Annotated in this window: 29 protein-coding genes; 1 reads left to right on the forward strand and 28 read right to left on the reverse strand. The window is 44.9% G+C overall.

Features of this window, described 5'->3' with window-relative positions; translation table 11 throughout:
- Positions 1-103: 103 nt before the first annotated feature.
- The 28 genes from AC4CU2_RS18540 to AC4CU2_RS18675 all read right to left on the reverse strand — a co-directional run bounded on the left by AC4CU2_RS18540 (position 104) and on the right by AC4CU2_RS18675 (position 24,036).
- A complete protein-coding gene (locus AC4CU2_RS18540; RefSeq protein ID WP_490769356.1) occupies positions 104-868 on the reverse strand; it encodes a hypothetical protein in 765 nt (254 codons plus the stop codon).
- A gap of 30 nt (positions 869-898) precedes the next feature.
- A complete protein-coding gene (locus AC4CU2_RS18545) occupies positions 899-1,486 on the reverse strand; it encodes a RuvC family protein (RefSeq protein WP_490769357.1) in 588 nt (195 codons plus the stop codon).
- Positions 1,487-1,590: 104 nt separating this feature from the next.
- Entirely contained in the window at positions 1,591-2,223 is a 633-nt protein-coding gene (locus AC4CU2_RS18550) for a hypothetical protein (RefSeq protein WP_490769358.1), read from the reverse strand.
- Positions 2,224-2,312: 89 nt separating this feature from the next.
- Positions 2,313-4,259, reverse strand: a complete 1,947-nt coding sequence (locus AC4CU2_RS18555) for an AAA family ATPase (protein ID WP_490769359.1) — start codon at positions 4,257-4,259, stop codon at positions 2,313-2,315.
- Positions 4,256-4,456, reverse strand: a complete 201-nt coding sequence (locus tag AC4CU2_RS18560; protein WP_490769360.1) for a hypothetical protein — start codon at positions 4,454-4,456, stop codon at positions 4,256-4,258. The genes AC4CU2_RS18555 and AC4CU2_RS18560 overlap by 4 nt, the downstream gene beginning before the upstream one ends.
- Positions 4,449-4,622, reverse strand: a complete 174-nt coding sequence (locus tag AC4CU2_RS18565; protein WP_279690086.1) for a hypothetical protein — start codon at positions 4,620-4,622, stop codon at positions 4,449-4,451. The genes AC4CU2_RS18560 and AC4CU2_RS18565 overlap by 8 nt, the downstream gene beginning before the upstream one ends.
- A 60-nt stretch (positions 4,623-4,682) precedes the next feature.
- Entirely contained in the window at positions 4,683-5,786 is a 1,104-nt protein-coding gene (locus tag AC4CU2_RS18570; protein ID WP_490769361.1) for a metallophosphoesterase, read from the reverse strand.
- A 62-nt stretch (positions 5,787-5,848) separates the two neighbouring features.
- Complete coding sequence (locus tag AC4CU2_RS18575; RefSeq protein WP_490769362.1) at positions 5,849-6,259, reverse strand: cell wall hydrolase; 411 nt, start codon at positions 6,257-6,259, stop codon at positions 5,849-5,851.
- A 288-nt stretch (positions 6,260-6,547) separates the two neighbouring features.
- Positions 6,548-6,928 carry a hypothetical protein gene (locus tag AC4CU2_RS18580; RefSeq protein ID WP_279690092.1) on the reverse strand — a complete coding sequence of 127 codons (381 nt, stop codon included), beginning with the start codon at positions 6,926-6,928 and terminating at the stop codon, positions 6,548-6,550.
- Complete coding sequence (locus AC4CU2_RS18585) at positions 6,922-7,446, reverse strand: hypothetical protein (RefSeq protein WP_490769363.1); 525 nt, start codon at positions 7,444-7,446, stop codon at positions 6,922-6,924. Before AC4CU2_RS18585 ends, AC4CU2_RS18580 begins: the two co-directional genes overlap by 7 nt.
- Before the next feature lies 1 nt (position 7,447).
- Positions 7,448-8,029 carry a hypothetical protein gene (locus tag AC4CU2_RS18590; RefSeq protein WP_490769364.1) on the reverse strand — a complete coding sequence of 194 codons (582 nt, stop codon included), beginning with the start codon at positions 8,027-8,029 and terminating at the stop codon, positions 7,448-7,450.
- A gap of 13 nt (positions 8,030-8,042) precedes the next feature.
- On the reverse strand, positions 8,043-8,504 hold the full coding sequence (locus tag AC4CU2_RS18595; protein ID WP_490769365.1) for a hypothetical protein: 462 nt from the start codon (positions 8,502-8,504) through the stop codon (positions 8,043-8,045).
- Complete coding sequence (locus AC4CU2_RS18600; protein WP_490769366.1) at positions 8,505-8,954, reverse strand: hypothetical protein; 450 nt, start codon at positions 8,952-8,954, stop codon at positions 8,505-8,507.
- The gene (locus AC4CU2_RS18605; RefSeq protein ID WP_490769367.1) at positions 8,954-9,445 is read right to left on the reverse strand and encodes a hypothetical protein; all 492 of its coding nucleotides are present in this window, start codon (positions 9,443-9,445) and stop codon (positions 8,954-8,956) included. Before AC4CU2_RS18605 ends, AC4CU2_RS18600 begins: the two co-directional genes overlap by 1 nt.
- Entirely contained in the window at positions 9,438-9,797 is a 360-nt protein-coding gene (locus AC4CU2_RS18610) for a hypothetical protein (RefSeq protein WP_279690100.1), read from the reverse strand. Before AC4CU2_RS18610 ends, AC4CU2_RS18605 begins: the two co-directional genes overlap by 8 nt.
- A 59-nt stretch (positions 9,798-9,856) precedes the next feature.
- Entirely contained in the window at positions 9,857-10,984 is a 1,128-nt protein-coding gene (locus AC4CU2_RS18615; RefSeq protein ID WP_490769368.1) for a RecA family protein, read from the reverse strand.
- A gap of 11 nt (positions 10,985-10,995) precedes the next feature.
- Positions 10,996-11,208 (reverse strand): hypothetical protein, encoded by a 213-nt coding sequence (locus AC4CU2_RS18620; RefSeq protein ID WP_490769369.1) that lies wholly within the window; start codon positions 11,206-11,208, stop codon positions 10,996-10,998.
- The gene (locus AC4CU2_RS18625) at positions 11,205-12,254 is read right to left on the reverse strand and encodes an XPG/Rad2 family endonuclease (RefSeq protein ID WP_279690106.1); all 1,050 of its coding nucleotides are present in this window, start codon (positions 12,252-12,254) and stop codon (positions 11,205-11,207) included. The genes AC4CU2_RS18620 and AC4CU2_RS18625 overlap by 4 nt, the downstream gene beginning before the upstream one ends.
- A gap of 57 nt (positions 12,255-12,311) precedes the next feature.
- Positions 12,312-13,166, reverse strand: a complete 855-nt coding sequence (locus tag AC4CU2_RS18630) for a hypothetical protein (RefSeq protein ID WP_279690108.1) — start codon at positions 13,164-13,166, stop codon at positions 12,312-12,314.
- 142 nt (positions 13,167-13,308) lie between these two features.
- Complete coding sequence (locus tag AC4CU2_RS18635; RefSeq protein WP_490769370.1) at positions 13,309-14,397, reverse strand: hypothetical protein; 1,089 nt, start codon at positions 14,395-14,397, stop codon at positions 13,309-13,311.
- An 88-nt stretch (positions 14,398-14,485) separates the two neighbouring features.
- The gene (locus AC4CU2_RS18640) at positions 14,486-15,748 is read right to left on the reverse strand and encodes a helix-hairpin-helix domain-containing protein (RefSeq protein ID WP_490769371.1); all 1,263 of its coding nucleotides are present in this window, start codon (positions 15,746-15,748) and stop codon (positions 14,486-14,488) included.
- Positions 15,745-16,452 carry an NUMOD4 domain-containing protein gene (locus AC4CU2_RS18645; protein WP_490769372.1) on the reverse strand — a complete coding sequence of 236 codons (708 nt, stop codon included), beginning with the start codon at positions 16,450-16,452 and terminating at the stop codon, positions 15,745-15,747. Before AC4CU2_RS18645 ends, AC4CU2_RS18640 begins: the two co-directional genes overlap by 4 nt.
- 48 nt (positions 16,453-16,500) lie before the next feature.
- Positions 16,501-18,870: a DNA polymerase III subunit alpha gene (gene dnaE, locus AC4CU2_RS18650; protein ID WP_490769373.1), complete on the reverse strand. Its 2,370-nt coding sequence runs from the start codon at positions 18,868-18,870 to the stop codon at positions 16,501-16,503.
- Positions 18,871-18,914: 44 nt separating this feature from the next.
- Complete coding sequence (locus tag AC4CU2_RS18655) at positions 18,915-19,514, reverse strand: hypothetical protein (protein ID WP_490769374.1); 600 nt, start codon at positions 19,512-19,514, stop codon at positions 18,915-18,917.
- 149 nt (positions 19,515-19,663) lie between these two features.
- Positions 19,664-20,317 carry a sigma-70 RNA polymerase sigma factor region 4 domain-containing protein gene (locus AC4CU2_RS18660; protein ID WP_490769375.1) on the reverse strand — a complete coding sequence of 218 codons (654 nt, stop codon included), beginning with the start codon at positions 20,315-20,317 and terminating at the stop codon, positions 19,664-19,666.
- A gap of 28 nt (positions 20,318-20,345) precedes the next feature.
- Positions 20,346-21,578 carry an AAA family ATPase gene (locus AC4CU2_RS18665; protein ID WP_279690120.1) on the reverse strand — a complete coding sequence of 411 codons (1,233 nt, stop codon included), beginning with the start codon at positions 21,576-21,578 and terminating at the stop codon, positions 20,346-20,348.
- A gap of 129 nt (positions 21,579-21,707) precedes the next feature.
- A complete protein-coding gene (locus AC4CU2_RS18670) occupies positions 21,708-23,654 on the reverse strand; it encodes a cobaltochelatase CobT-related protein (RefSeq protein WP_490769376.1) in 1,947 nt (648 codons plus the stop codon).
- Between the two features lie 190 nt (positions 23,655-23,844).
- On the reverse strand, positions 23,845-24,036 hold the full coding sequence (locus tag AC4CU2_RS18675; protein ID WP_490769377.1) for a hypothetical protein: 192 nt from the start codon (positions 24,034-24,036) through the stop codon (positions 23,845-23,847).
- Positions 24,037-24,483: 447 nt separating this feature from the next.
- Here AC4CU2_RS18675 and AC4CU2_RS18680 point away from each other — a divergent pair, with 447 nt between their 5' ends.
- The gene (locus tag AC4CU2_RS18680; RefSeq protein WP_279690125.1) at positions 24,484-24,897 is read left to right on the forward strand and encodes a helix-turn-helix domain-containing protein; all 414 of its coding nucleotides are present in this window, start codon (positions 24,484-24,486) and stop codon (positions 24,895-24,897) included.
- The last annotated feature ends 144 nt before the right edge of the window (positions 24,898-25,041 follow it).

Consider the following 25,041-nt stretch of genomic DNA (forward strand, 5'->3'; position numbering starts at 1 on the left):
AAGTGGTTTTTAATATGGGAATAGCCATATTAACGAGGGGGGTTAATGTGGCTATTATAGTCAGCGCTGACTTATTTTTTCTAGCATAGAAAATAAATTTTCTTTACCAAATTACATCAGCCTGTGTTTTGGGAATGCCGCTCTTTTTCTCCACTTTAGTGACTTTATTGCGGTGCGCTTCATAACGCTCGTACATCCGACCTGTGATCACTTCCTGTTTTAAGTCCATCAACGCTCTACTCTTAAGCATTTCCGTCGTGTCATCCATATTCATGACTGCAGGCATGATCACGGTATGGCTGTACGCGCCACTTTTGAAAGGTGGATTGCGCTTTTCTAATTCAGCCTCTACGTCTTCATCAACAAGCTTAATTCGATGCTTTAAGTAATCTTCCAACTCTCTGCGCGAATCAACACGGGCGCCCTTTTTATGATGTAGGTCGCGCTGAATAGTCCAAGCTGCGCTGTCAATCCATGATTCGTCACAGACGTGGCTACAGCCAACTTGCACACCGCGAATGTCAATTTCAACCCCTAATCCATGTTTTTTTTGAAACGTGGAAACTTTAAAGTCTTCTGTCTCCATGACCATCATTGCTGAGCAGCCCTTGCATGGTGATGATTCACGGATGCTGTCATTGACAAATTTCTCAGTCACCTCCATAACCATCAATGGAAGTTCATTGGCTAGTCGATCTCTCTCCGCCTCTTTAGGTGCGACGGAGATATCAACTTCACTCGTCACTTGAACTTGAACGTGGTTTTCGCGCGTATTGTTAGAGCTTTGCTTCTCCAACATAGCAAAGGCGGGCGCGGAGAAAAATTCACCTTCATCCACGTTCATTTGAATTCCAAGTTTACTAATCATTTTAATCACCTCAGTCAGCGTTGATTGATTTTAAGATACAGCCTTTTGAGCGCTTTTCAACATTGAAATCGTGATGCGGAAATCATCCGTCAGAATACCCGCTTTAATTGCCGCCATGGCATCTGCAATGTGCTCATTAGAACTCAACAGCCCCATTTCACCTTTGAACTTGCGTGTGAGCCAAGTCACTTCCGGGTGTTCTTTTGCCATTGCTTCAATCATTTCTTCTTTGGTGGCGGTTTTGATGCCAGTTGCAGCCATCTTCACTTCGGTTGGCGTTACTTGAATCATGGGGATAGGACATGAAGCCAGAACACCGACACATATCCCATACGATGCCATTGCACGTGCTGACTGAGAACCGACAGGCACTTCGACAAATGCAAACAGCGCGTCTTTACAGGCATTCTGTAACGCATCATGCAGTTGTTTAGCGCGACGTAAGTCATCTGAGTTTTTACGCACCGTCTTGGCTTTCTTTGCCTCATCTTTCGGTTGGGCAACCTCCACATGCGTTACCGTGAATGGATAATGCGACTGAGTGATATCAATCTCCGCAATAACAATGCCGAGATTTTTAAGGCTTGGGTCTAGTCCAACAACTTTAATGGTATTCACTTGGGTTCTCCGTGATTTTCCGTAAATTTAATAATTAATAAATAAAAGAGTTAAAAGATATATGTAATATATTCGTTCGCGGTAGGATTACCCAAGTCACCGGCTCACCAAGCTTCATTGTCTTGATACTTCGCGGCCATAGTTACTCGGGAAAGCTCGGCAGTGTAAGTGCTCCGCGCCTCGCTTAACTCATTCATAAATGCCGTCAACTCACCTGACGCAAGATGGCGGTCCAGATAAAGAATCAATGCAATGTTCAGCGGTGTAATGGAGTCGCTTTTAGCGCTCACCAACTCCATTTCAACGTAGTCCAATTTTGTTGCAAATAGCGGACTGAATTGCACAAACAGGCGGTTGCTCTCACTGTCTACAAACGCCGACTTACCAATAAACTGTTCATTTCCGCCTAAAATGTTGATCTTGGACATGACGCCGCTTTTCGTATATCCCAAAATCTCACCGGCGTCGGGTGTGAATTTGTAGTGATCATCAATGCTGTTAATCTTTTTCCACGTTAGAGGGAAGTTCGACGTTAGCAAGCCATTGTCTTGTCGAACTTTTTGGAACATTTTATTGATTGATTCAGCCAATAAAACTTTGGCGACGTAAATGCGATCATTGCAAGTTGTCTCCAACTCCTCAATTATAGTTAGTTCTTGCTTGATTGATTTCTCAAGCGAAAATAATTCTGAGTCGTCTAAAATAATCGCGCTAGATTGCGCTATTTGCTGCGTCATTCGTTGCCTCTTTATGTTTCTGTTAAGTTATGCACTTAATATCAAAACGCGCTAGAAACGCAAATGAGAGCGTTCTAGCGCTTGGGTGTTTAGGCCGCAACTGCGACACGTAAATTATCGCCACTTACGGTTGAGTAACCTTCCTCTTTTTTCACCGTAATGACTTGATCACACCAATCGCGCAAACCTGATTGGTGTGAGATAATTAACACTGTTCCGCGTTCGCGCGCTTTGCGCTCCAGCAATGTCATTAAGCGCTCAAGGCCATTGTCGTCCAGTGCATAGTCAATTTCGTCCGCGATGAAGATTTGAATTGGCTTCGTTGCGCGACTTGCAACTAAATCCTGGAGAGCCATCGCTGTAGCCAAACGAACTTTGCGCTTTTCACCGCCCGAGAGTTTCTTGAAGGACGAGCCACCTGTATCGGTCGATACCGCGATGGAGAACTTCTCTTTGGTTTCACCTTTGGCAGTTGAAGACAGCGTTGTCCATGTTGCGTGTGCATTGCCGTCTGACAGCGCGCCTAAGTAATCGTTGGTTCGTGCGTTGAGAAATGGCGTGACTGTATCCAAGATATGTGCGCGTACGCCTGCGGGGCCGTAGATTCGCACTGCGTCTTCATGAAGGCGTACGTTTGACACCGCCTTTTCAACGATTGCTTGCTGCGCTGCCTTCTGCGCTTCATATTTCGCCTTCTTTGCTTCCAGTTCAGAGATTTGAGCGATAAATGGGTTGTCCTGCGTCATCATTGCTTTGGCTTCGCCTTTGATGCGCTCAACTGCTTCCTTCGCGCGGTCGAGTTTGTCGTTTTCTGCCTGCATGTCGCGTGCTTGTGTTTCAAAGCGACGAATTTTCGCTTCCAAGTCCACTTTATCCTGCAGCTTGTCTTGCAGTTTGACGATCTGAGCTTCCACATCAGCAACCACTTTGGCATTTTCGGCATGCTCGGCCTTGATTGTGGCTAAGGTTTTCTTGCCTTCATCTACGCTTGCGCGGCGAATATTGACCGCTTCATGTAGGTCTTCCCCGCAGTATTCTTTTCCGCACTCTTTACACGGTGTACCTTCGAGTTTTTCAACGCCTTGAATCTCTGCTAAGGTTTTCTTCACACGGTCAGCGGTGGAGCTGTATAACGTGCTTAAACGCGCTTGGGCTTCTTTGTGTGTGATTAATTCTTTATTGAGCTTTTGACGTTCAGCTTCCACGCTATCAAACCCTGCGAGTTTGGTGCGCATTTTGCTAATTGAGTTCTTTACCGCCTCAACATCGTGCGCCTTGAGCGTTTTTAATAGTTCAACATAGGGCGTTGCGGTGCCAATATGAGCACGGGCGCGGTCGCGTTTGCCGTCATCAAACTCGGTCGCTTTAGCTTTGGCGTTTGCAATTGTCTCTGCGGTATTGGCAATCGCATTTTCCAGCACAGTGATTTTGCCCAGTTCAACATTGGCAGCGTCTTTTGACTCGCCTAAGCGTTTTTTGGCAATCGCGTGAGCTTCTTCAAGCACCTGAATGCCCGCAGCTTCTTCGATTAGGACTTTCAAAGTCTTATCCGTCATCGACGGTAGATCAGGCATTTTTTCTTGACCCGCATACACCGCAGAGGTGAATACATCAGCAGAGCAGCCTACGATATCGATGATTACGCCTTGTGTTTCTTTATCTGTGCCGCGTGAAAGGTCAATTTCTTTGCCCGAACTATCAATGGTCGATACGATTAGGGAGTTTTTAAACAGCTTGTGTTTACGGTGGCGTGTGATGTTGTAAATTTTTCCGCCATCTTCAATGTGCAAATGAACATAGCAATCTTTTTTGGCGGTTTCGTTGATTACGTCATCACCTGATACATCACGCGCAGTTGAGCCATATAGCGCCCAGCAAATCGCATCCACAAGTGAAGATTTCCCTGCGCCGTTTGAACTTGCGGAGCTGTCATCGGCATTGTCGCCAACAATAAGCAGTAGTCCGCGATTATCAAGTTCAAGCTTGGCTTCACCGACGGTCAGGAAGTTTTTAATTGTTGCGTGTAGAATTTTCATTTCAGTAGCTCCACAAAATTTGCGGTGAATATCATCAAAATCAATGATGGAAAAAATAAGATCAATGCAATGATCAGGAAGCGTTTATCGCGCTTGTCGTAAGGTTGTTCGCCAAAGCAATAAATGCAGTAGTGCATGACCGCAAAGACGATCACGGCAGAAACAAGGGGCAAGTAACAGCGGATAAGTTCACTCACAGTCTTTCGCCTCCAATGCAGCTTGTTTAAGTGTTTCGAGATCGGCTTTGGACACGATTACTTTGTCTTCTAAGCCGACGTATAGGCGGTATTCGATAAAATTCATACTGCCGAGAATTACCGCAATGATGTGAAGTGCGCCAACTGCAATAAAAAATGCTTTCATTTGACTTTCATCCCTTTAACTTGTGATCGCACAATCCGAGAAACTTTCGCAGCCAACGCATCATGCTGTCACCATACGCGCATCAGTCAGGATTGACTGACACAGCGCCGCAAGTTCAGTTGGATGATCGGTTTCAAAACGGCTCACGTAATCAGATACGGAGGTTTCAATTGATGCACCCGCTGCAACTGTTGAGGTTTCTTCGCGTTCAATTTCGACAACTTTCTTCTGATATAGAATGTTGATGCCTTTTGCACCGCTTTTCGTCAAGAACTCGCGGATACGCTCAACGTCTTCCGTTTTATCTGAACTCATGGTGCAGCGCACATAGTTGCCATCCGCCGTGAGCGCCGCATCTTCTTCCGACATAGCGCTGTTGATTTCAACAAAGTGCGGGGCATGTGTTTTGCGCCAAGTTACTTTGCGATCTTCAACAAGCAAGAAACCCGCCTTTGAACCAACGTCCGACCATGAGTTATGCGTCAATGCGCCAACTGAGACGACGCCGTTGCCAAATTCTTTATGGTTGTGATAATGACCGCTAAACACCTGTTTAAAGCCACGTAGCGCAAGCCAAGCGTCGCTGAGACCATGTGAAGGCAATCCCGGAATAACACCGTCAATTGGCGCGTGAATCATCAAAGTCCATTCGTTCAATTGCTCCATTGAGCGAAGCGGTGGAGGGGAAGGCATTGCTTCGATATGTTTGGCGGCTTCAAGAATCTCTTTCTTGAGCGATTCAATGTTTTGGTGCCAGGGAATCATCGCCACGCGGTCATCATTGAAATACGTCGTTGTATTGACGATTTTACAACCTACACCTTCAAGCACTGTAATTGCTGAACCGTTACGTGTGGCTTCGCGAAACTCTAAATCATGGTTGCCTGATAGCGCTCGAACTTCAATGCCCATTGCTGCAATTTCAGCATACGCTTCGGCAGTTGGATTAAGTACAGATGGCGCAATTGAACCGCGCACATGAAACAGATCGCCTGCGTGATACATGCGCTTGCCGCCAAGCGCTTTAATTTCGCGCGCGCAGCGCAGGGTTTCATTCAAAATGATGCGAAGGCGGCTGTTTACGCCGTCTGCATCAGTTTCAGAAAAGGCTGACCATGCGTGATTATGGCTATCTGAAATAATGCCATAGGGGGTGATTGTCATAAGTGACTCCATACAGTGTTTGCGTTGTTGTGATTTAGTATATCAAATAAGTCAGCGTTGACTTAAGGCTTGTAAGCATAAAAATGATGATTACCAACGCGTCCAAGATATTTCATATCTTTGTGCGTTGTCCAAACAGGCTTTACTTGCAAATTGTGGAAATGCGTCACACCTTTCCATTTCTGATCTAAGTGCAATGCACCTATAAGCGCGCGTTCTGAGATTTGTTGAGACGCTGACCATTTGGAAAGCTCGGTGGGTTGATGTTGTGAGTTTAGGCGTTTTCCATCAAGCTTGACGCTTGTCCAAGAAAACTGTCGTGGAGCTAGAACCGCGTTACACACCTCACTTTCATTGTGCTTGGCGCGGTTTAGCGTAGTTTGAGCAACTAATTTCATTCCTAATTCTGGCTCACCTCGACTTTCAAAGTACACGTTTAATGCCATGCACAGAAAGGCAGAAGTTAAAGTCATGGTCTGACACCTCGTTGTATCTTCCGAACACCGGCAATCCAATTCTTCTCAGCACGTCCGCATGACGGTGAAGATGGAACAGGGTATGAGTAACCTGTAGCGGGGTCTGTTATAACTCGATGACCGCCTTTAGATCGCACCGTCCACCCACTTTTAACTAGGTCTCGGGCTATATTGTCGATAGTTCGGTTGTTGGATAAGCGCATAGTTTTTACCTTTATTTAGATTTAACATATACGCTTATTTTAAATTAAATAAGTCAGGATTGACTTATCTCGAAAGGCAACTTTAACGAATTTTGACCGATTTAGCAATGAAAGCCGAGGAGTGCGTGGTGCAGAAGCGAAAGCGGTCTTTATTGAGGGTGCGCTGCTGAACGCCACCAAATGCAGAAATTTGTGAGTGATTGCCATACAAATCATCAATGAGTGTGGCGTATACAAGTCGCTCTCGACCGATGCTGTGCAATATACCGACGTAAGCGCAACCCTTGCGTCGTGCTTCGTTCAGAGCAAGCGCATTCATGCGCCACGCATTGTTTTTGTTGTCGAGTAGCTTTGTTTTTTCCCCACGCGCTATGAGCAAATAGAGCTTATATACACCATCCACAACATAGAATGTACCCATGCGCTTTCCGTTAATCGTGTGTGGCACACGCTCAATCACCATTGTGTCAATCCCGTAGTTGCAATTTTAGTTTTTACGCCATTCAACTTGAGGGCGGGAACGCGCTCACTAATAAGTTTCTCCTTAATGCTCTCGTTAATCGTTTCAATTTGATCTTTAGTGAGGTAATGGCAAAGAGGGGAGTTGTTAAGAATGTGGCCGGTGACGTTGACCCCCTTTTGTTTTGATGGGAAATTGCGCACCGTTTTACCCGACGGTATGCTAGTCCACCCGCCATCGATAATGTAATCTTTAACATATTTGACACATGCTTTATCTGATTTGGAGCTGTTCGCTGCAATTTGGTTTTCAGAACAGCGAATGCTCTCACTTGTGGTAATTTTACCCGAGCTTGACACAATTTTTCTTGGCTCGCCCATGATATTCACCACAGCTACGAATCTGCCTTTGATATGGTCGTGGATTTTAATGATATGCAAGATTTCATCATAATTTTCATTTTTATAATACGCGGATGTTATATCGAGCGTAAAATATGGGGCATTTTCCATTTCTAACATATCACCAATCTCCATACGAAAAATTTTGCGTTGCTGGCACGTGCTTCTCTTTGGGCAAATCCTCCATCATGGATTTCTCAGCTTCAATCATCTGATCGCACGCCTCTACGTAAAACTCAAGACAGGGCATTAGTTCTTCTTTAATCTTGGAAAGATTAAATTTAGTACCGTGTCTGCCGTAAAACCTCTCAACTTCCATCAACATTCCGCCAAGAGCACTCTTAGCATCGTTCGTCATGTACCCCTCGGTGTCAAATTTAATTTCCGCATGTTCGTCAAAGTTTTCAGGCTTAGATTTTTCACCAAGTAGAACGCGCGTTACTCGCCTGTCGATGAGCTTTGATTTGGTAAGTTCAAAGCCGTCATACATTCTTTCTGATTGCGCCGAATGCTGCCAAATCAAAGGTGCGTCGCCATCTTCATAGTGCTCATCCGGCCAAAATGTTTTGACCGTTATTGATCCGCGCGTACCAAAAGAAAAAGCAAAAGATAGATTGGCTTTTTTGTGAAAAAACTTCACAGCGAGGAGCTTCATATCCATGTCTTCGCGTGAAACTGTTTTAACCGAAATATCGTAATTCATCCCCATGCTCCAGTTAATTCATTGTCAGTGAGCACGGTATTTTTGGCGGCGCTTTGCCTTTTACGCTACCAACAACGTCTTGTGCGCGTTCAAATTTTCTCAGCATACTTGTGGCGATTTTTGCGACGGATTCTTCACCGCGATTTGGCCACCCACCAAGCAATATTTCATCCAACTGCAAGATGAATTTCACGTATTCATCTTCACATTTTAAATCGAAGTGCCAACCTTGCTCTCTGAGCACTTGATAGCCAAATAGCTCATTGTGATAGCGACGTGTTTTTTCTTTTATTACGTCCGCAGCGCGGAAGGCTTTTGAGCTGTATTTAACAGTGCCGTCATTGGCCAATTCCATGTAGACACAAGCGGACTGTGTTGGTTTCCCCAGTTCTTTTAGGCTAATCAGGTCAACAATTGCGCCCGTGTTGCCGTTAACAACGCGCTTTACTGATAGCTTGATTTTAGATTTATTCATTTACCATCCCCCCAATTGATGCTCTGTGGTTTTTAATGCATATTTGTCCGACTTAACAACTTCAAGCGGCTCAACGCCTTCTGCGACCCAACTGAAAATTCGATTTAAAATTTTGTGTTCGCTTTCGTCATTCACAAACAACGTCGTCAAATCGTCTTTAAGGTCTCCAATTTCTCGTTCATCGGCAAGGTCGGCAAATCTAGCCCCCAAATCTTCTGCAAAAGTCCCTCCAGCAAGTCCTCGAATCTCTTTCTGCCGATGTTCAAATTTATACTCAGCGTTGTTTGGGGTGGGGCTTAATGGGTCATACATGAAGAAATCATTCACACGGTCGCTGGGGCCTGATTCGATACAAGCCTGTCTACCCGTTGCCTTGTTTAAAAGCAGAATGAGTAAAATGCCCTCGTCGCCACGAAAAAAATATATGCGCATTTCCAACATATCTTTCATCACCAACTCCCCCAATTGCCGTCGTAGTGTTGGTCTCGAAGGAGCTTTTGACGTGCTTCTGCCATGTAACGCTCCAGTTTTTCGTTTTCACCATCCCGAAAGCGCTCTGCCGCTGTCATTGCGTCAATTCGAGCTTGTTTCTCCGCTTGCTGCTTCGCCACTTTTTGATTGCGCTCAATTTCTTTGAGTTTTAATTTGAGCTGTCCTTTTGAGAACATTGGGTTAAATTTTGGCTGCAGGCTTGAATTTGCGTAGATGAATAAGTCCAACGCGCAGTTGACTTCATCGTCGAATGAATAATAAGAGTAGGGGATGTTAGCGCTGTTTCGCTTAGATGAATCACCGCCATTGCGGTAATTCAATAAAGCCATGATGTTGCTGCCATCTGTGTCAGAATCAATGACTTGGGATATAGTTCTGCCAACAAGGTGTGTAGGTACGTTTCTTTTTAAAACGTACCCCATGTCCTTTTTCACATCTTCTTTACTCATGTTTTCGTCTCAAATAAATCACTGTCGCCTTCTTCTTAAGGTTGACAATGTGAGGCCCATATAGTTTCAGCATATATTGATAAAGACGTTCAGATTCGCGTCCGTCTTTACTGTTGATCTCGTTGTGATTTGAACTCGCGTGGATGAGTAAAAGCTCACCGAGCGTACCGACCTCAACGCTTTCAACAATTGCTTTTGATCTAATTAGTTTATCTTTACTCGATAGGATGTAAACTTCATCGTCAGGCTTAATGCGCTTGGACCATGAAACTCCCAATCGAAAAGTATTAAAGATTTCGTTGTCCATACCGGAGAACGGAGGCGCAAAATCGAGCGCATATTCTTGCTTCATAAAAGTGTCCTAAACTCAGGTCAAAATTAGAGTTTAGGACACAAAAACCAAATGGTTAATTATTCTTCGTCAAGGAACTTGTCCAAAGCTTCCTTAGCGTCCATTGATACATTCACCTCAACCGTTGAGGTATCAGGTGAAACGCTTGGGATTAGCGCGCGAAGTTGGCTTAAACCTGTTGGGTCAGCTTTCAATTTTTCCACTAAAGCTTTAGGGAAATATTTTTTACCATCTGTCCATTCAACGTATGAGCCTGATGTTTTCAACGCACCCACTTTCTTCAAGAACTCCACCAAGCTGAAATGACGGTCAAAGTACGCAACGCCTTTGTCATCAAACCACATACGCATTGAGGTTTCTTGGAACGGTTTAGTGTGCTTAGTCTTCACAACTTTGGTGGCAATGTCTTGACCAACGAATTGCTTTTTACCGCCAACTGTTTCGTAGAGCTTTGTACGCCCTAATGCGATACGCACCGATGAATAGAACTCTGGAGCAGAGCCACCTGGGGTCGAGGTTGGATCACCGAATAGAATCCCAATCTTTGTACGCTGTTGATTCAGGTACAGGAAGGTCGTGTTGTTTTGCTCTGCTGACTGAGCCACTAACTTCAATGTATTCGACGTTACACGCGATAGCGCGGACGTGTCATTCATGGTCAATGACGTCATTTCACGCTTATTGCCTTTGCTGTCGTACAGCATCGATTGCGGTACAGCGGATGCAATTGAGTCGAGCACAACTAGGATTGGTGCTTCTGGGTCAATGACGCCCGACGCACGAATCAACTCAATGGCACGAATGGCTTGTGCGTTGCCTTCTTCCCACGTTTCAGGTGTTTTATAAATCCAATATGGACGCTGATCGCTCAAGCCTAAGTTCTTGGCAAGTCCAATATCGAATGAGCGTTCCCAATCGATGAAGATGGCCACACCACCCATTTTTTGCACACGAATTAAAAGGTCAGTGGCTTCGGCTGTTTTACCGGCTGATGGTGGGCCATACATTTCAACAATACGACCGACAGGGATACCGCCGTCATATTTACCTGAAATACAGTAGTTCAGTTCTGCGTCGCCTGTGTCAATCCACAGTTTCACGCCTTGTACTTCTTCATTTCCACCAATTGATTTATCCAATGCTGCTGAGAGCGCCTCTGCTGCTGCTGATAATTTTGGTTGTGTCATGTCGTTATTCCTTAAATGGCTTTTTCGATTTTTTCTAAATCAACTTGGTTCAATTCAAGATTGAGTTGGCCGCCTGAATTAAACAAAACGGTCACTTGGTAAATGGCGTTGCCGTAGTCGCTCTTTTCCGTCCAAGTTGCGTGCAGTCCAACAATTGCTTTAGGGTCTATGTACGCGTATGCGCCGTTTCTGTGCGCACAGTTGCAAACTTTGATTAAGCTCATGCGGCGATCTCCAATGGTTCAAAGGGTTTGAGAAAATTCGGCACGTTTTTCAAAATCGACATAAATGCCAATTCGCCGCATAGATCAGTGAAGGCTTCTTCATTCAATGCGCCTTTCTTAAATTCAACTTGTGAAAGTTGTAGAGGTTCAGGCTTAAGAAGTTGCATCAACTTCATATTGCGGATAAACAGATTGCGACCTTGACCGATATAGGCGTCGGTGTGTGCCTTGAGTGCTTTCTTCTTAGCTTTGGCGTTGTCTGCTTCGCTAAGTGTTTCGTCTTCCACGTAAACGAACTGAGCTTTCCATTCGTCTTTAGTGAAAGGGGAAGTGCCTTGCCATAAAGAGCGCAATGCTTTGGTTGGTGGTTCGATTTCACCGCTATCACACAAGCGCCAAAATTCTTTGATTGAACCGTATTCAGCAAGTATCTGCGGCGCAGTTAAATCACCGATTCCACCGACACCACTAATGCAGTCTGAGCTATCACCTGTTAGCGCTTTACCTTGTAAAAAGGCAAAAGGGGTGCGATAGCCTGTTTTCTCAAAGAAGTTCTCAAACTTCACCACGCGTTCATCCGAGCGAATGTCTTGCCAAGTGACGTTTTTACGCAGTAATTGCAGCCAGTCACGGTCGCCAGTCACCAACAAAATTCGTGCGTTTGGATGTTTTTTGAGAATTTGATTCAGCAAAATTCCAGCAACATCATCGGCTTCGTGAATGAAACTTGTGAACTGTGGGATGCCGAGTGCTTCAAGCATTCGAGCAATGTAAGGGCGTTGCTTTACATAGGCTTCATACTCCGCTAATTGCTTAGGGTCTGAACGTCGGTCGCCTTTGTAACCCGGCAATAACTCGAAACGAAATTCAGCCTTACCATCCCAAATGTTATAAAGCGTGGCTTTTGGATAGCGCGTTTTAAAATCACGCATAACTTTGATGAAGTTGAAAATAGCTTGAGTCTGCATGCCGCCTGAATGCAACTTGGTCACATACTGCGCCGCATAACCAATTGCGTTTGAGTCAAATAGGACAAAGTCGTACATAAAGAATCTCCTTGACGAAAAGAGCCACCATATAGGCGGCTCTTTGGTCGAACCGAATTAACCAACGTCTTGCATAAGGAGGTCGTTTAATTCGTCGTCAATGTCGATTTGCGCAACGTCAGGGCGGCTTGCTTCGTTGGCGCGAACTTCTGTGAAGTCTGCATCATCGATCTCCATGCCCGCTGTTGCAGGGCGCGAAGGTGCGCTTGTGCCAATTGCGCGATCAGCAGGGATGTGAGCAGCTTCGCTTTCAGACAAACCAACAAGTCCACGAACAGTGTTGATAGACAGGCGTTTTTTGTCTTCATTCGCTTGGTTCACATAGTCGTCAAGGTCATTCAAACGGCTATACACGTCCGCCGTGTTCACAGCGGCTTTCTTCGTACCTTTTGGAAGTACGTTGTACTTGGTGTTGAAGCCTGTACCTTCACGGTTCACGGTGATGATTTGGTGATCTTGGAAGATCGCTTCACCCCAATCTTCCATCAGGTCGAGAATACCGCCAAACACGGTGTAACCGACTTCAAGGATTTTTGGTTGACCGTCATGTTTGCCGTCAGCATCACATTCAAGTACGTTCAGCAGATAAGTCTGTTTGGACTTCGCCGCTTCAAGCATTTTGACTTGTGAATCGTCGGTAACGTGGTGTGCCGCGTCTGCAAGTGCATTACAGATAGGGCAGTCTTGTTGGTATGTTTTGCTTAAGCACATGTGAACGGCTTTGAGGTCGTCGTTCGCGTCTTTGACAAAGTGTTGACCAAATTCGCGGTAGAACACCTCATTACGCTCGGTCTTCCAGTCTGGAAGGATGACGTAATGGTTCGCACCAGGCTTAGGCTTGAGTGTTTTTTCACGACTTTTAATCGCTTCTTTTTTCTCTTTAGCCTTCGCAAGTAATTTAGCTACGTCCATAAGTTTTCTCTCTTGATGTTTTTCAGTTTAAAGTTTTAAAAGTTAAGTTCGGGCAATTAAGCCAAGGTCACAAAATTAAAAGCATTTCTAAATTTATGACCTTATCTATTATAGTCAGTGCTGACTTATTTTATCAGGGTTTCTAACTATTTTTTGCACCGCCCATCGCTCGCATTGCCGCAGCGTGTGCAGCGGGCGTTCCCACTTCACTACCCGACGAGCGTGAGTTCGCTTGGGCGGTGGTTGTTTCAAGGAAACGCATCTGTCCTTGCATTTCTTGACGGCGATAACTACCACGCTGAATAAGCATGTCGTTACGGTCTTTCAATGAGAAGACAAATCCTTTGTGAATGTCGGCATACATTTCTGCTTCAATAACCGACTCTTTAGCGGAGCGCCAACGTGAGTCTTTGCGCACCGCGTTTTCAATGGCTTTTTCAGTCACCTTTTCACCCGCTTCGACAAATGCTTTGCGGTAGGCTTCGTATAAGATTGCTTCGATACCGTCGAACTTGAGTTTTAAGCGTGCTGCTTGCGCTGCTGCACGCGCTGCAAGCTCATTTTGACGAGCCACCAGTGATGCTTGAGACGTCATAGCGATATCAAGCGTGGCATCGGTAAATGCGATATCACGGTTAAAGGCATCGATATCAGGTTGATATTTCATTTTTGCCAATTCAGAGATAGCTTTGTCTGACTTTTCAGCACCACCTACAGGTCGAGGTGTAAAGTCTGGAATGGTTTTTGTTTCAAGCTCGACAGGTTCATCAGGCTCAATTTCAACGGGTTGATCTACTTCGACCGTAACAGGCTTGTCGGCTTCAACCGCAACGTCGGCATGTACTTCGATTTCAATCTGTTCATTTAGCTCCGCTTCGAGTTGAGCGGCAATTGCTTGCGCGTCGTCGAGCGAAGGCGGCGCTTCTGCTTCAAAGACCTCTTCTAAGTCAAGCGTTTGCTCGGCATCTAACACCGCTGCGGCAGAAGGTGGCGCAAACGCTGCGTCGTCTGGCAGTTCGCCATTTTCAATTTGCGCCATAATGGCCAAATCTTCTTCTGAGATTTCAATCGCAGGAGCGACTTCCACTTCTTCCACCGCAGGGGTTGGCTCAGGTGTAGGTTCAGGTGACTTTGCGGCTGTTTCTGCGATTATCTCCGCGGTCTGTTCATCGAGTTCGGCAAGCATTGATTCAATGCTGAAATCGTCCACGTCAGGTGTTTTGGTAGTCATGTTGTTTGCTCGCTTTTTTATTACAGTTGATAGTTTACTTTTTGACATAAGGGAGTAAACGCGCTGCGCTCACTCCCTGAAATATTCCCTACGAAATAATCTCTTTGACTTCTTCAAAGGCTTTGATGATGCCGTTCAACTTACTGGCATCGAATAGGCACTGCTGCGCGTTTAGACCGCATACGATCATTGCGTCGAGTTTCGGATTAAAGTACGCCTTACCGACCATTTCGCTTGGCTTCGCTTTTACATCAGGCAATAGGCGTTTGATCGTTGCTGAACCCATGGCCACAATGACTGCGGGTTTGAGCAATTCAATTTCACGTTCGAGATATGGCGCACAGCCGTTGATCTGTTCTGCACTGAGTTGCTTGTCGCTCTTTTTGGCTTTGACCAATGTGGTGTAGTAACCGTCGCCTAAAGACAACCCAGCTTCTTTGATGGCAGCTTTGACATACTGCGCAGCCTCACCTTCAAGCAGCTTGTCTTTCTTTTCCTCCTCCCATGTCGGGCAGTCGGACACGACCATGAACTTCATTTTTGAGCCAAGTCGTACATTCGGGTGCGGTTCACCTGATAAGCTGCATTTGCCACATGCTTTACAATCCTTCATGTGCTCAACAAGTGACGCACGCAGGAATGGTTCAGTCATATCAGTAACGCGATCTGCCTTAATGGAGTCAATGATCAACCCCGGCATTAGCTCCATCTGATCTTTACGCCGTGAATTGTCACGCGCAGGCGGTTCAGCTTTATCAATAGAGGCGTATGCACCGACAAGCTTGAGGCTTTCAAAAACGCGACTATTGACCTTGCTGCCTGTTTGCTCACTGGCGTTTTTAAATTCTTCAATGGAGTCAAAGCGACCTTTTACTTCCGCTTCATCGTCATAGCCATAGACCGCAGTCTTTTCTTCACTGCCGCGTTTGCCTTTGAATCTCACAATCTTCCAATCGCGGTTCATGGCACGCAGTCGCATAATGGCAAGTGAGGTAGCTTCTGAGACGCCTTTGACCGAGTTAAAAGGCGCTAAAATGCTGTGATTGTCTAAAATCACATAGCGGTTTTCGGACAAGTTGATATCAGGCGGCAGCACTTCAATGTCGCATTCACGCGCATCTTTAACAAGCCCTGTCAGCTTGTCCTCGCCAACTACAGACAAAGAGGCAGCGAAGTATTCAGCAGGGTAGTGGACGCGCATATAAGCGCACCATACAGAAATGATGGAGTAAGCCGTTGCGTGACTTTTGTTGAAACCATAGCCCGCGAATGCTTCAATTTTGCGGAACAGATCGGATGCAAATTCAGGATCCACCGCATCTCCGACTAGCCTTGTTGATAATATTTTCATGTCAATTCTCTCTTAAGGATGTTGGTGATCTGCGTGCTTGAGATGCCATATTTTTCTCTTAGCTTCTCGTAGGTCATGCCGCTGTTACGGTCTGTCACCAATGTCTTGCATTCTGTTTCGTTTAGCTTCTTAGATGGTCGTGCGCCTTCTATATAACCACCAACCGACTTCCATTTAGCGCCTGTAACAAGTTGGTGAACCTTGATGTCGGTCAAGCCATACTTTGCAGCTAGATTGATATTCTTTGCGCCTAATCGCTTTTCTTCACGAATTGCCAAAACGATCTCTTTGGTCAAAATGGCGTTGTAACGCGCTTCGCCCTGTTGAACCGTATTGTGAGCAAGTGCATCTGCCATATTGTCTAGCTGCGTGCCAAGCGCAAGGTTGCCCAATGTATTGTTTTTGCAGTTACCATCGAGGTGACGAACAAGAAGTCCGTCGTCCTCGGTCTTGCCCAGAAACGCCATCCCCATCAACTTATGCACGGTGCGCGTATAGGGCTTGCCATCTTTAGACAGGGTTACGATGTCGTAGCCAAACTCATGATCTCGAACGGCAATGACTTTGCCCCTTTGAAACTTGTTCTTGATTGTACGACCCATCGAATCGTTGTAAGAAACGTAATGATCCACGCTTCTTACTCTGCCCAAATTAGAGACTTGATACAGGCCTTCAAAATCAACTACGTCTTTCCAAACTTCCATCTTTCTTTACCTTTTTACTATGTCTATCTGTATAGTAACTCATTGAAATTAGGAGTTAAAGGAAATAATCTCGGCGCCATCAGAAATAGTTTCTTCGACCGTTCTCAACTGTCCGTCAGTGCATTTGAATTTTTTGCGGCGATGAACTTTGATTGTTGTGCCATCTTCAAGATCAACCTCGATACTGCCAAGCACACCGCCCTCAATGAATTTTTCTTCCATCAGAGCCATCTTGTCTTTGTCTTTTTTGCCCATAGCGCGACGCAACATATCTGCTTCTGCATTGGTGAAGCCTGCAAAGTCAACGGAGACCTTCATTACCTGTTCCTGATAGATAATGACGCCATACGTGTCCTTCAGAGTGTCGACCATGTTTGGATGATCGTACTCAACTTCACGAATGCCTTGACGCACCGCCACATAGTCTTCGAGTAGTCCTGAGTCCATAGGGCCTGGACGATAAAGTGCAGTGGCCGCACAGACGTCTTCAAATGTAAGCTTGCCGCCTTTTGTAATATCTTTTAAGAGGTTCTGCATACCCCTACTTTCTAGCTGAAAGACACCAACAGTTTCACCTTTGCCCAACGCCTCCAGCGTTTTCGAGTCATCAAGCGGAATGTTCAGCAAGTCTAATTCAACGCCATGACGCTCTTTGATATAGCCTTGTGCAATACTGAGTGTATCGAGGGTTGATAGACTCAATAAGTCCATTTTGATCAAGCCCCAATCTTCAACGACGCGCTTGTCCCAATTGACCACTGAGACACCGCCATGCGTATCAACGACTGCGCGGTTTTTAATGGGTTCACCCGCAATAATTACGCCTGCAGCATGTTGTCCAAATGACTTCACACGCCCTGATAATTTCTTTGCGTGCTTCCAAATCGTCGGATGATCTGATTTAAATTTTGAGATTTCAGGTACAGCAGCGGCAGAGGATTCAAGGTCTACGTTTGAGCCATGCTCTTTGATCACAAGCTTGGTGGCAGATAAATCAAAGTTCGACAATCCACTAATACGCCCTGTATCACGCAAAGCGGAAGCGGCGGCAAGTGTGGAGTAGTTTGAAATACCCGCCACATGATCTGCGCCATATTTATTCATCAGGTATTCGATCACGCGATGGCGACCACTTGCTGCAAAGTCTAAGTCGGCATCGGGCAAATCGAGACGTTCAGGGTTAATGAAACGCTCGAAGATTAAGCCAAAACGAATCGGGTCTACTTCGGTAATGCCAAGTAAATACGCGACAAGCGAACCGCCAATCGAACCACGTCCGGGGCCAACAACGACACCATTCGCCTTCGACCACCGCACTAAGTCTTCCACAAGCAAGAAGTAGGCTTCAAAACCCATCGTTTTCAGGGTGTTCAATTCGTACTGTAAGCGCTCTTTGTAGGTTGTGCTCAACTCTGTACCTGATGGCCGATGACCAAGAATCGGTGCGGAGAAGCGCTCTTTCCACCCAGCAAGGCATTTTTCACATAATGTCTTGAACTCGTTGGCACTTAATGTCGGCAGTGATACGTCTTTCTTGGCGAACACGTAGTTACATTTATCAACCACCTCTTGCGTGTTCTTCAATCCGTTAACCCACATGTCCTTCAATTCCGTGACGGTAATTGGCTCATGCTTGTGCATACGAAGGATGGTGCGTTTTACGTCGTCAACCAATGCCGTACCGTCTTTAAAGCTCATGGTTTTAATAGGCTGAATTGAACGGTAGGTCTTATCAAGTTGCGTATTGGTGGAGATTGCATTGAGTACGTCTAAGCTCTCCGCATCTTCGTCGCTGAGATAGCTAACAGGCGTAGAAACGAAGGTCTTTGCGCCTATCGATTTGCTGCTTAAATAGCCTAAGCAGTTTGTACGGTCGAAAAGCGGGGACTCAATGGGCGTCAATTCAACATAAAAATCATCACCAAAGCGATCATGCAATTGTTTAGCAATCGACTCATGGTAGGGGTGAGCAAATAAATTGAACATATCGCCCGTTGTAACCACGACGTCTTCCAGTGCCAGAAGTGCGTCCAGATCAGTTCGACTGTGATAGTAGAAGTTTTCAGGGGTCATTGCTTGAGTCAGCAGCGCAAACAGTCCTTTGAGGCCCTTTTCCGACTTCACATAAACTTTTGGGCAGAAAAATAGGTTTGACTTAGGCTCGATACCTGAGTTCTTTGGCGGTACTTTATATTTCGCGTCATCATAAACGCGTAAACGACACCCAAATAAAGGTTTAATGCCTTCTTTAACAGCTTTGTTAGAGAAGTCCACAAGTGCGTTTAATGACATATCATCAACAACAGCGACGGAGGTGTAATTTAACTCTTTCGCTTTCTCGATAATGTCATCCACGCACAGCAGTGATTTACCGACTGAAAAGTCGGTTTGCACTGATAAGGCATGTGAATTGGTCATAAGTCTTTCCGTGTTAGTCAATGCTGACTGATTTTAAAAATATATTAAACGTCAAAAATTTTAGGATGTACTACATATCGCTCAGAACTATCCTGTGCTGCGAGCCCAAACGACGTTAAGATCACAATGCCAAGTGACACATGGCCGGCAGCGCTGCCATCAGTCCAACCGAGTTCGCGCATGAGGTACGCTTTTAGTTCAGCCTTTGTGAAACCGCCATCAACAAGCAATTGAACCGTCTTCACGAACCACACAGGCTTTTTACACGCAATGGCATTTTTGTGCTTGGCTAGTCCTTCTTTAATGTCGTGAATCATGCCGCTTTTTAATAGATTTAAAGCAAATGACTGCGCTTTTACTGGCATTTTTGCAATCAGCATTTCCTGATCTTCGCCCACTTCAAACACCACTTTCTCAACTTTGGTGGCGCGTTCAACGATCTGTGGTAACTCTGGCTTCACGCCGTATTGCACTTCTTGACGTCCGATGTTCATTTCTTGGCGATTGCGCTCACGTTTTTCCTTCGTCTCAACGCGGGCTTTCATGTGCTGACGAACCAAGTCTTCCACATTTACAATGTCGCGAATCTGCGCCAATGTCTCAAACGACTTCTTTTCGCAGCTTTCAAACGCCACACATGCCATACAGCACTTGCTGTCCTTCGCAAAGCACGATACTGACCCAAAACAAGCAGGTGCAAGTGATGCGATATCGATTTTATTGTCTGTGATTTCCATCGTTTTAAATCGCTCTCAATTCGCGCTATAGCGCGAGTTATGATTAATGTGTGACTTTATACCGTCGCAGATAAAACCGCATTTCTAAGCTCTTTGCGCGCTTTCTTGATTAGGTATCGCGCTTTAGGGTTATCCCCCGCAGCAAGGTCGAGACAGCCCGCAACAAATGCAACCGTTAGCGGACGGCGGCGAATTGTTTGATCATCAGTTTGCGCCGATACTTCAAACTTAGCCTCGTATGCGCGCAATTCATTTTCGATGAACTCAGGTGGATTTAAGGTGTACTCAAGTAATAAACGTGCAAAAGGGGAAAGCTTTTTCGCCGCTTCTGCAAGCGCTTCCATTACCTCATAATCCCCTAAAATATTTGCGCTGTTTTTGTCTTCAAAGATATTCGCGCCAATGCAATCGTCTTCATCTGAGGGATTGTAAAGATCACATTCAAGGCTGACATGTGAATGTCCGCGTGCCGCAAAGTACGTGCGTAACATTGAGGTAACTTTATTGTTGCAAGCGTGTGTTAAGTAGGTGCTTAACTTGCTTTGATTTTCATCCCAAGACTCCAACGAAATCACAAACACTTCACAGAAAATTGAAAACAGTTCTTCCGCATCAATTTGATAGCCGACTTGAGTAAGTCGGCCTATGTTTTTACGTGACAAAATATGGAGCAAGCGGTAATGATCTTTATACAATTGATCTTTATTCATGGCTTTTCTCCAAGTCAGAGTTTTCGGATTAACCGAAAACTCGTTGAGACAAGCCATCAACAACTTCTTTGTCCACACGTGTCAACTTGTTGGAGAACGCAAGCTGAATACCGTGAGGGTAAGACGTGCGGCATAAACCAATTTTTGCAGCGTTGATCAATGCACGTGGCGAAATGGTATCGCTGATCTTTTTACCGTCGTAGGCATTACGAACGTGTGTTGCGAAGTCCACTAACTTGTCTGCATCTTCTTCCAGTAAGCCTACACGTTTTTGCAGAATCAACGATTCGTCCTTCTTGCTCATGTATGACTTATAGATCACTGAGCCAAAACGGTCGTAGTTGGCAGAGTTTTGCAAGTTTGTACCTTGATACAAGCCTGTTTCGTCACCTGAACCGTTGGTGTTACCTGTTGCACAGAAACGGAAGTTTGGATGCGGTTTGATGATACGGTTTTCAGCATCCGCTTCTTTAATCATCAGCGCTTTGCCTTCAAGTACCGCTTGGTACACAGACAGCACAGACGGTAAGGCGAAATCGTATTCATCTGCTAAGTACATCCAACCGTGCTTCATTGCGAGCGCCAATGGGCCAAGTTCAAAGATGGTTTCGTTGTTTTTCACCGTCCACATGCCAACGATATGCGATTCTTCGGTGTTTGATGTGTGCTGAATACGCACAAATGGACGACCTGTACGTGCTGCCACCTGTTCAAAGAGTTCAGATTTACCTGAGCCTTTGTGACCCCAAACGTACGGGTTAATGTTCAATTCAAGGGCGATCATCACGTCTTTAAGCTCAGAGGCATCATAGACGTATGTTTCGTTCATTTCAGGCACTAATTCTACATTCGTTGGGTTTTGCACACACGTTACAGGAATTGGCTTACCTGACGCGCTCATGGCTTCTTTACCCGTAAGGTTGAACAGTTCGTGAAATGGCTTTTTCACAAGCAAATCTTTTTCTTCCGACGCTAGTCCAGTCAATGCTGACTTATTTTGCTTAGGCTTAGATTCAGCGATTACTTCTTCCACCTTTTCTTCGTTTGTAGCGGCTTCGGCTTCTTTTTTCGCTTGCGCTTCGGCTTCTTTTTTCGCTTGTGCTTCGGCGTACATTTTTAACGCTTTGTCCGACATTAAAGGCGAAGTGGGGTATGCCGCGCTATATTCAGTGATAGTCATGTTTGGGTGATCTGATTTCAAGTGAGATTGAATCACGTGAGTTTCTGCGCCACAAATTTCGCAATTAATAGTGTTAGACATGATGTTGCTCCACAAAAGGTAGTTTAAAAATTTATTAAGTCATATTCGACAAAAACAATAATACATAAATCGAGTTAGGGAATAAAGTCAGTATTGACTTATTTTTTATATTCCCTAACTCTCTCCCTCTTAGCCTAAAAGCATTTGTTTTAGACGTGAGATTACTAAGGACGGTAATTCGGCAACGTCGTTGAGGACCATGTGTTTAGGGTAGAAGCGTTCAACTGCATCCGACTCAATGCCAATGCCGATAATGTTCACGCGCTTCTTCTCGATGCCGCTGACAACGGATTTCAAGTGAGCGTTAAGCTGCGAACTACTGCCAGATGCAGCAGGGTGTCCGTCAGACAGCACCATCATAATTTTGCCTGTCTCTTTACGCCCCTGCAGACGTCGCGCTGCAATCTCCACGCATTCACCATCGACGTTGTTCGCCAACATACCTGAGTTCGGTAGCCAACCGAAACGACGCTTTGTTTCCGTGTTAATGCGTTCATCAAAACCTTTGATGATTGGCATATAGAGGTTTTCAGAGCGTGAGTATTCTACGCCATGATCGCGTCGTGCCTTTTGCATTGCTTCGCGTCGATCACCCCAAGAAGCAGAAGGCGTATGCGTTGTGAAGCAAATCACCTCATGTGCAATCTTCAAACGATCAAGCACAGACGAGAGGGCATAAGCGGCCGCTGCGGCAGTGTGAATCTTAGAGCCTGACATTGAACCGGATGCATCGATCACAAGGGAGACCGCAACGTCTTTGGTTGATGACTCTTGCTTCTTGCGGAACACGCGGCTGTCACCTGTTGAAGCAAGGCGTGCAAGCGAACCGCTGTTCAGTTTGCCTTTACGCAGTCCAGCTTCCCAAACCGCTTGTGAACGCGCTTGAATTGCACGCTCCAAGTCTTTCTGCATTGGAGCAACCATTTCACGTGTTTTGTTTTCTAAGGACGAAAACATGCTGTCGTTATAGTTGCGTTCAGGCACACTGAGCTTTTCAATTACATCGCCTTCGTTTGTGAACACGTTGTATTCACTTTCTTTGGCGAAACTTGCTGCATCTTCGGCAATTTTGGTGCTGACCGATTCACTAAATCCGTTCAATTCATCTTTCATTGAATCAAGAATAGCGCTTCCGTATTTGCCCATTTTGCGCTCAGAGTCCTTATTATCTCCGGGTTTCCACTGAGAGTCTTTCGGCTTACCGCCTTTGCTACCTTTGTCGTCGCTTTCTTTGCCTTCTGCGCCTTCGCCTTCGCCTTCATCTTCGCTTTCGCCACCACCCGCAGCAGCTTCACCTTCTTCACCTTCGCCTTCGCCTTCGTCTTCACCGCTTGAAGCAGATGGCGCAATGCCTTTACCTTTACCTTCACCGCCGCCTTCACCGCCGCCTTCGCCGCTTTCATCTTCCGCGTTGTCGTCGTGATCTTCTGGAGCATCGTCGTCAACTTCATTTAAGATTTTATATACGCGGTTGGCGATTCGAGCTGCATCTTTGGTGCTTGCAAGCTTTTCAAGTTCAGGTTTCAAGGGGGTTAATTTGTCCCACAAGTCTTGAATGATTGGCATTTTGTCTTTCAGGTAATCAGCATAAAGCTCCTGACCACTCAGCGCACGCATCATCGGGGTGAACAATGAGCTTACAAGCTGTTCATCTGGCGCACCTTCCGCTTGCAGACGTTCAAATTCAGGACTGATTACGTTGTCGAGGAAAAAGTTACCTGTATTTTCCAAGTTGCTGTATGAGCCGCGATATTTCTTCGCTATCAACTTCTCAACGCGAGAGTCTTCCAGCAAGTTTGTGAGGTTGTGCAGTTCTTTATTACCTGACTTGACATTAAAGTCAGTAAACAAAACGTGTGCAACTTCATGGTCAAGGAAGCCCTGCACCGCAGCAATTAATTGATCTGATGCGTTGTCAGGCAGATAAGGTAAATTTACGCGAACAGGCTTGTTTGTACGTGGGTCGTTTTCAACAAACGCTGATAGACCCTCTTGCGTAACGCGCACGGAAGATTCAGTCAGCATTTGCGTAATAACTTTGACCGCTTCGCGCATAATATGGATGTTTTCGTTCATATTGAAAAATCTCAATAAAAAATAATGGCAGAAAAATAAATTAAGTCAGCATTGACTGTATTACATCAGCGATTATAAAGACGATATTTGTGGAATAGAAGTGTTATTTTGAGGGAATTTTCATTAAACATGTTGGGGGTGAAAAAGACTGAAAACCTGAGACCTCTCAGTCTTTTTCATCCTTTATTTTTCATTTTTGTAATTCTAAAATCAAGTTATCCCCCAATACAGAAGTAAGGATAAGGCTTGAAACGCCCTCACTATTAATGACTGAATGCAAGTCAAAACCGAACCCACTGTGGAGTAATTCTGATTTAACGCTCTCATTTGTGATGAGTTCCGCCGTTTGTTCTGCCGTTGATTTGATTAATTTTACAGCCATGTTTTCACCATTTTTTTAACATAAACGCTACACTAATTATCCTTCGCTATACCCTATAACTGCTCTAGCGATACATCATTATAGTTGCATTTATATTAATTTACCTTGTTTTTAGTTGAGGTTTTGCAATATTTTTCATCAGTTTTATAACTTATTGAAATGCATAATTTAATTAATTTAATAACATTTAATAAGTTTGCGCTGATTTGAATCCTATGCATAAAATATGTCATTTTCCGGCCTGAATATATGTTTTTGGTCACATTTTGCTTTTATTGATAAATAAGCTATCCATTAACGGAATTAACACGGACTTAGCTATTGGGTAAATTAGCGCTGACTGATACAATAACAGTGCTTTTTTTAACTATAATGAGCTAGAGAGAATAAATAAACTGGCTCAACTAGCTCAACCTCGTTGTTTTTTTTAGCTTTAAGGACTCATATATGACTATTTCAAAATCTCGCCGTAAAGTAACAGTCGCTCAATTTTTGGAAGCGCAAATTAATTCCTCCGACAAGGCTCAGCACGAAATTGCGGAAGAAGTTGGATTTGCAAAGCCAACTATGGTATCGATGGTAAAACTTGGCAAAGCGAAAGTTCCACTAGATAAAGCGCAACCAATTGCAAAAGCATTGGGTATCGATAGCCGTGATTTCTTCATGCGTTGTCTTGAAGAATATTTACCTGTGGTGTTTAACGAGATCGTCGAACTCACAAAAGATCAGCCTATTTTGTCTCAAAACGAAATTGATATTATTAAACGTATTCGCGAGGCTCGCCCAGAGAATCCATCAATTAAAACCCCAGAACAGAACAGAGCGTTTGACAACTTCCTTGCCACGCTTACTGGGGAATAATTAAATCTACGTTCATTAATAAATATTTTCGACTTGATAGACATTATAAAAACCCAAATATAATAACCCTGCCTAAAATGCCCTAAAATCTATCTTTTAGGGCATTTTTTTATGTGCCAAATAATCAATACCGCCAATTTAAGT

This window comes from Acinetobacter sp. 797_lipA (genome assembly GCF_058243025.1).

Excerpts from the sequence above, each read along its gene's own strand:
- AC4CU2_RS18540 (WP_490769356.1), bottom strand. The coding sequence starts at position 868 with ATGATTAGTAAACTTGGAATTCAAATGAACGTGGATGAAGGTGAATTT.
- AC4CU2_RS18550 (WP_490769358.1), bottom strand. The coding sequence starts at position 2,223 with ATGACGCAGCAAATAGCGCAATCTAGCGCGATTATTTTAGACGACTCA.
- AC4CU2_RS18555 (WP_490769359.1), bottom strand. The coding sequence starts at position 4,259 with ATGAAAATTCTACACGCAACAATTAAAAACTTCCTGACCGTCGGTGAA.
- AC4CU2_RS18565 (WP_279690086.1), bottom strand. The coding sequence starts at position 4,622 with ATGAAAGCATTTTTTATTGCAGTTGGCGCACTTCACATCATTGCGGTA.
- AC4CU2_RS18570 (WP_490769361.1), bottom strand. The coding sequence starts at position 5,786 with ATGACAATCACCCCCTATGGCATTATTTCAGATAGCCATAATCACGCA.
- AC4CU2_RS18575 (WP_490769362.1), bottom strand. The coding sequence starts at position 6,259 with ATGACTTTAACTTCTGCCTTTCTGTGCATGGCATTAAACGTGTACTTT.
- AC4CU2_RS18580 (WP_279690092.1), bottom strand. The coding sequence starts at position 6,928 with ATGGTGATTGAGCGTGTGCCACACACGATTAACGGAAAGCGCATGGGT.
- AC4CU2_RS18585 (WP_490769363.1), bottom strand. The coding sequence starts at position 7,446 with ATGTTAGAAATGGAAAATGCCCCATATTTTACGCTCGATATAACATCC.
- AC4CU2_RS18590 (WP_490769364.1), bottom strand. The coding sequence starts at position 8,029 with ATGAATTACGATATTTCGGTTAAAACAGTTTCACGCGAAGACATGGAT.
- AC4CU2_RS18595 (WP_490769365.1), bottom strand. The coding sequence starts at position 8,504 with ATGAATAAATCTAAAATCAAGCTATCAGTAAAGCGCGTTGTTAACGGC.
- AC4CU2_RS18600 (WP_490769366.1), bottom strand. The coding sequence starts at position 8,954 with ATGAAAGATATGTTGGAAATGCGCATATATTTTTTTCGTGGCGACGAG.
- AC4CU2_RS18605 (WP_490769367.1), bottom strand. The coding sequence starts at position 9,445 with ATGAGTAAAGAAGATGTGAAAAAGGACATGGGGTACGTTTTAAAAAGA.
- AC4CU2_RS18610 (WP_279690100.1), bottom strand. The coding sequence starts at position 9,797 with ATGAAGCAAGAATATGCGCTCGATTTTGCGCCTCCGTTCTCCGGTATG.
- AC4CU2_RS18615 (WP_490769368.1), bottom strand. The coding sequence starts at position 10,984 with ATGACACAACCAAAATTATCAGCAGCAGCAGAGGCGCTCTCAGCAGCA.
- AC4CU2_RS18620 (WP_490769369.1), bottom strand. The coding sequence starts at position 11,208 with ATGAGCTTAATCAAAGTTTGCAACTGTGCGCACAGAAACGGCGCATAC.
- AC4CU2_RS18625 (WP_279690106.1), bottom strand. The coding sequence starts at position 12,254 with ATGTACGACTTTGTCCTATTTGACTCAAACGCAATTGGTTATGCGGCG.
- AC4CU2_RS18630 (WP_279690108.1), bottom strand. The coding sequence starts at position 13,166 with ATGGACGTAGCTAAATTACTTGCGAAGGCTAAAGAGAAAAAAGAAGCG.
- AC4CU2_RS18635 (WP_490769370.1), bottom strand. The coding sequence starts at position 14,397 with ATGACTACCAAAACACCTGACGTGGACGATTTCAGCATTGAATCAATG.
- AC4CU2_RS18640 (WP_490769371.1), bottom strand. The coding sequence starts at position 15,748 with ATGAAAATATTATCAACAAGGCTAGTCGGAGATGCGGTGGATCCTGAA.
- AC4CU2_RS18645 (WP_490769372.1), bottom strand. The coding sequence starts at position 16,452 with ATGGAAGTTTGGAAAGACGTAGTTGATTTTGAAGGCCTGTATCAAGTC.
- dnaE (WP_490769373.1), bottom strand. The coding sequence starts at position 18,870 with ATGACCAATTCACATGCCTTATCAGTGCAAACCGACTTTTCAGTCGGT.
- AC4CU2_RS18655 (WP_490769374.1), bottom strand. The coding sequence starts at position 19,514 with ATGGCATGTGTGGCGTTTGAAAGCTGCGAAAAGAAGTCGTTTGAGACA.
- AC4CU2_RS18660 (WP_490769375.1), bottom strand. The coding sequence starts at position 20,317 with ATGAATAAAGATCAATTGTATAAAGATCATTACCGCTTGCTCCATATT.
- AC4CU2_RS18665 (WP_279690120.1), bottom strand. The coding sequence starts at position 21,578 with ATGTCTAACACTATTAATTGCGAAATTTGTGGCGCAGAAACTCACGTG.
- AC4CU2_RS18670 (WP_490769376.1), bottom strand. The coding sequence starts at position 23,654 with ATGAACGAAAACATCCATATTATGCGCGAAGCGGTCAAAGTTATTACG.
- AC4CU2_RS18675 (WP_490769377.1), bottom strand. The coding sequence starts at position 24,036 with ATGGCTGTAAAATTAATCAAATCAACGGCAGAACAAACGGCGGAACTC.
- AC4CU2_RS18680 (WP_279690125.1), top strand. The coding sequence starts at position 24,484 with ATGACTATTTCAAAATCTCGCCGTAAAGTAACAGTCGCTCAATTTTTG.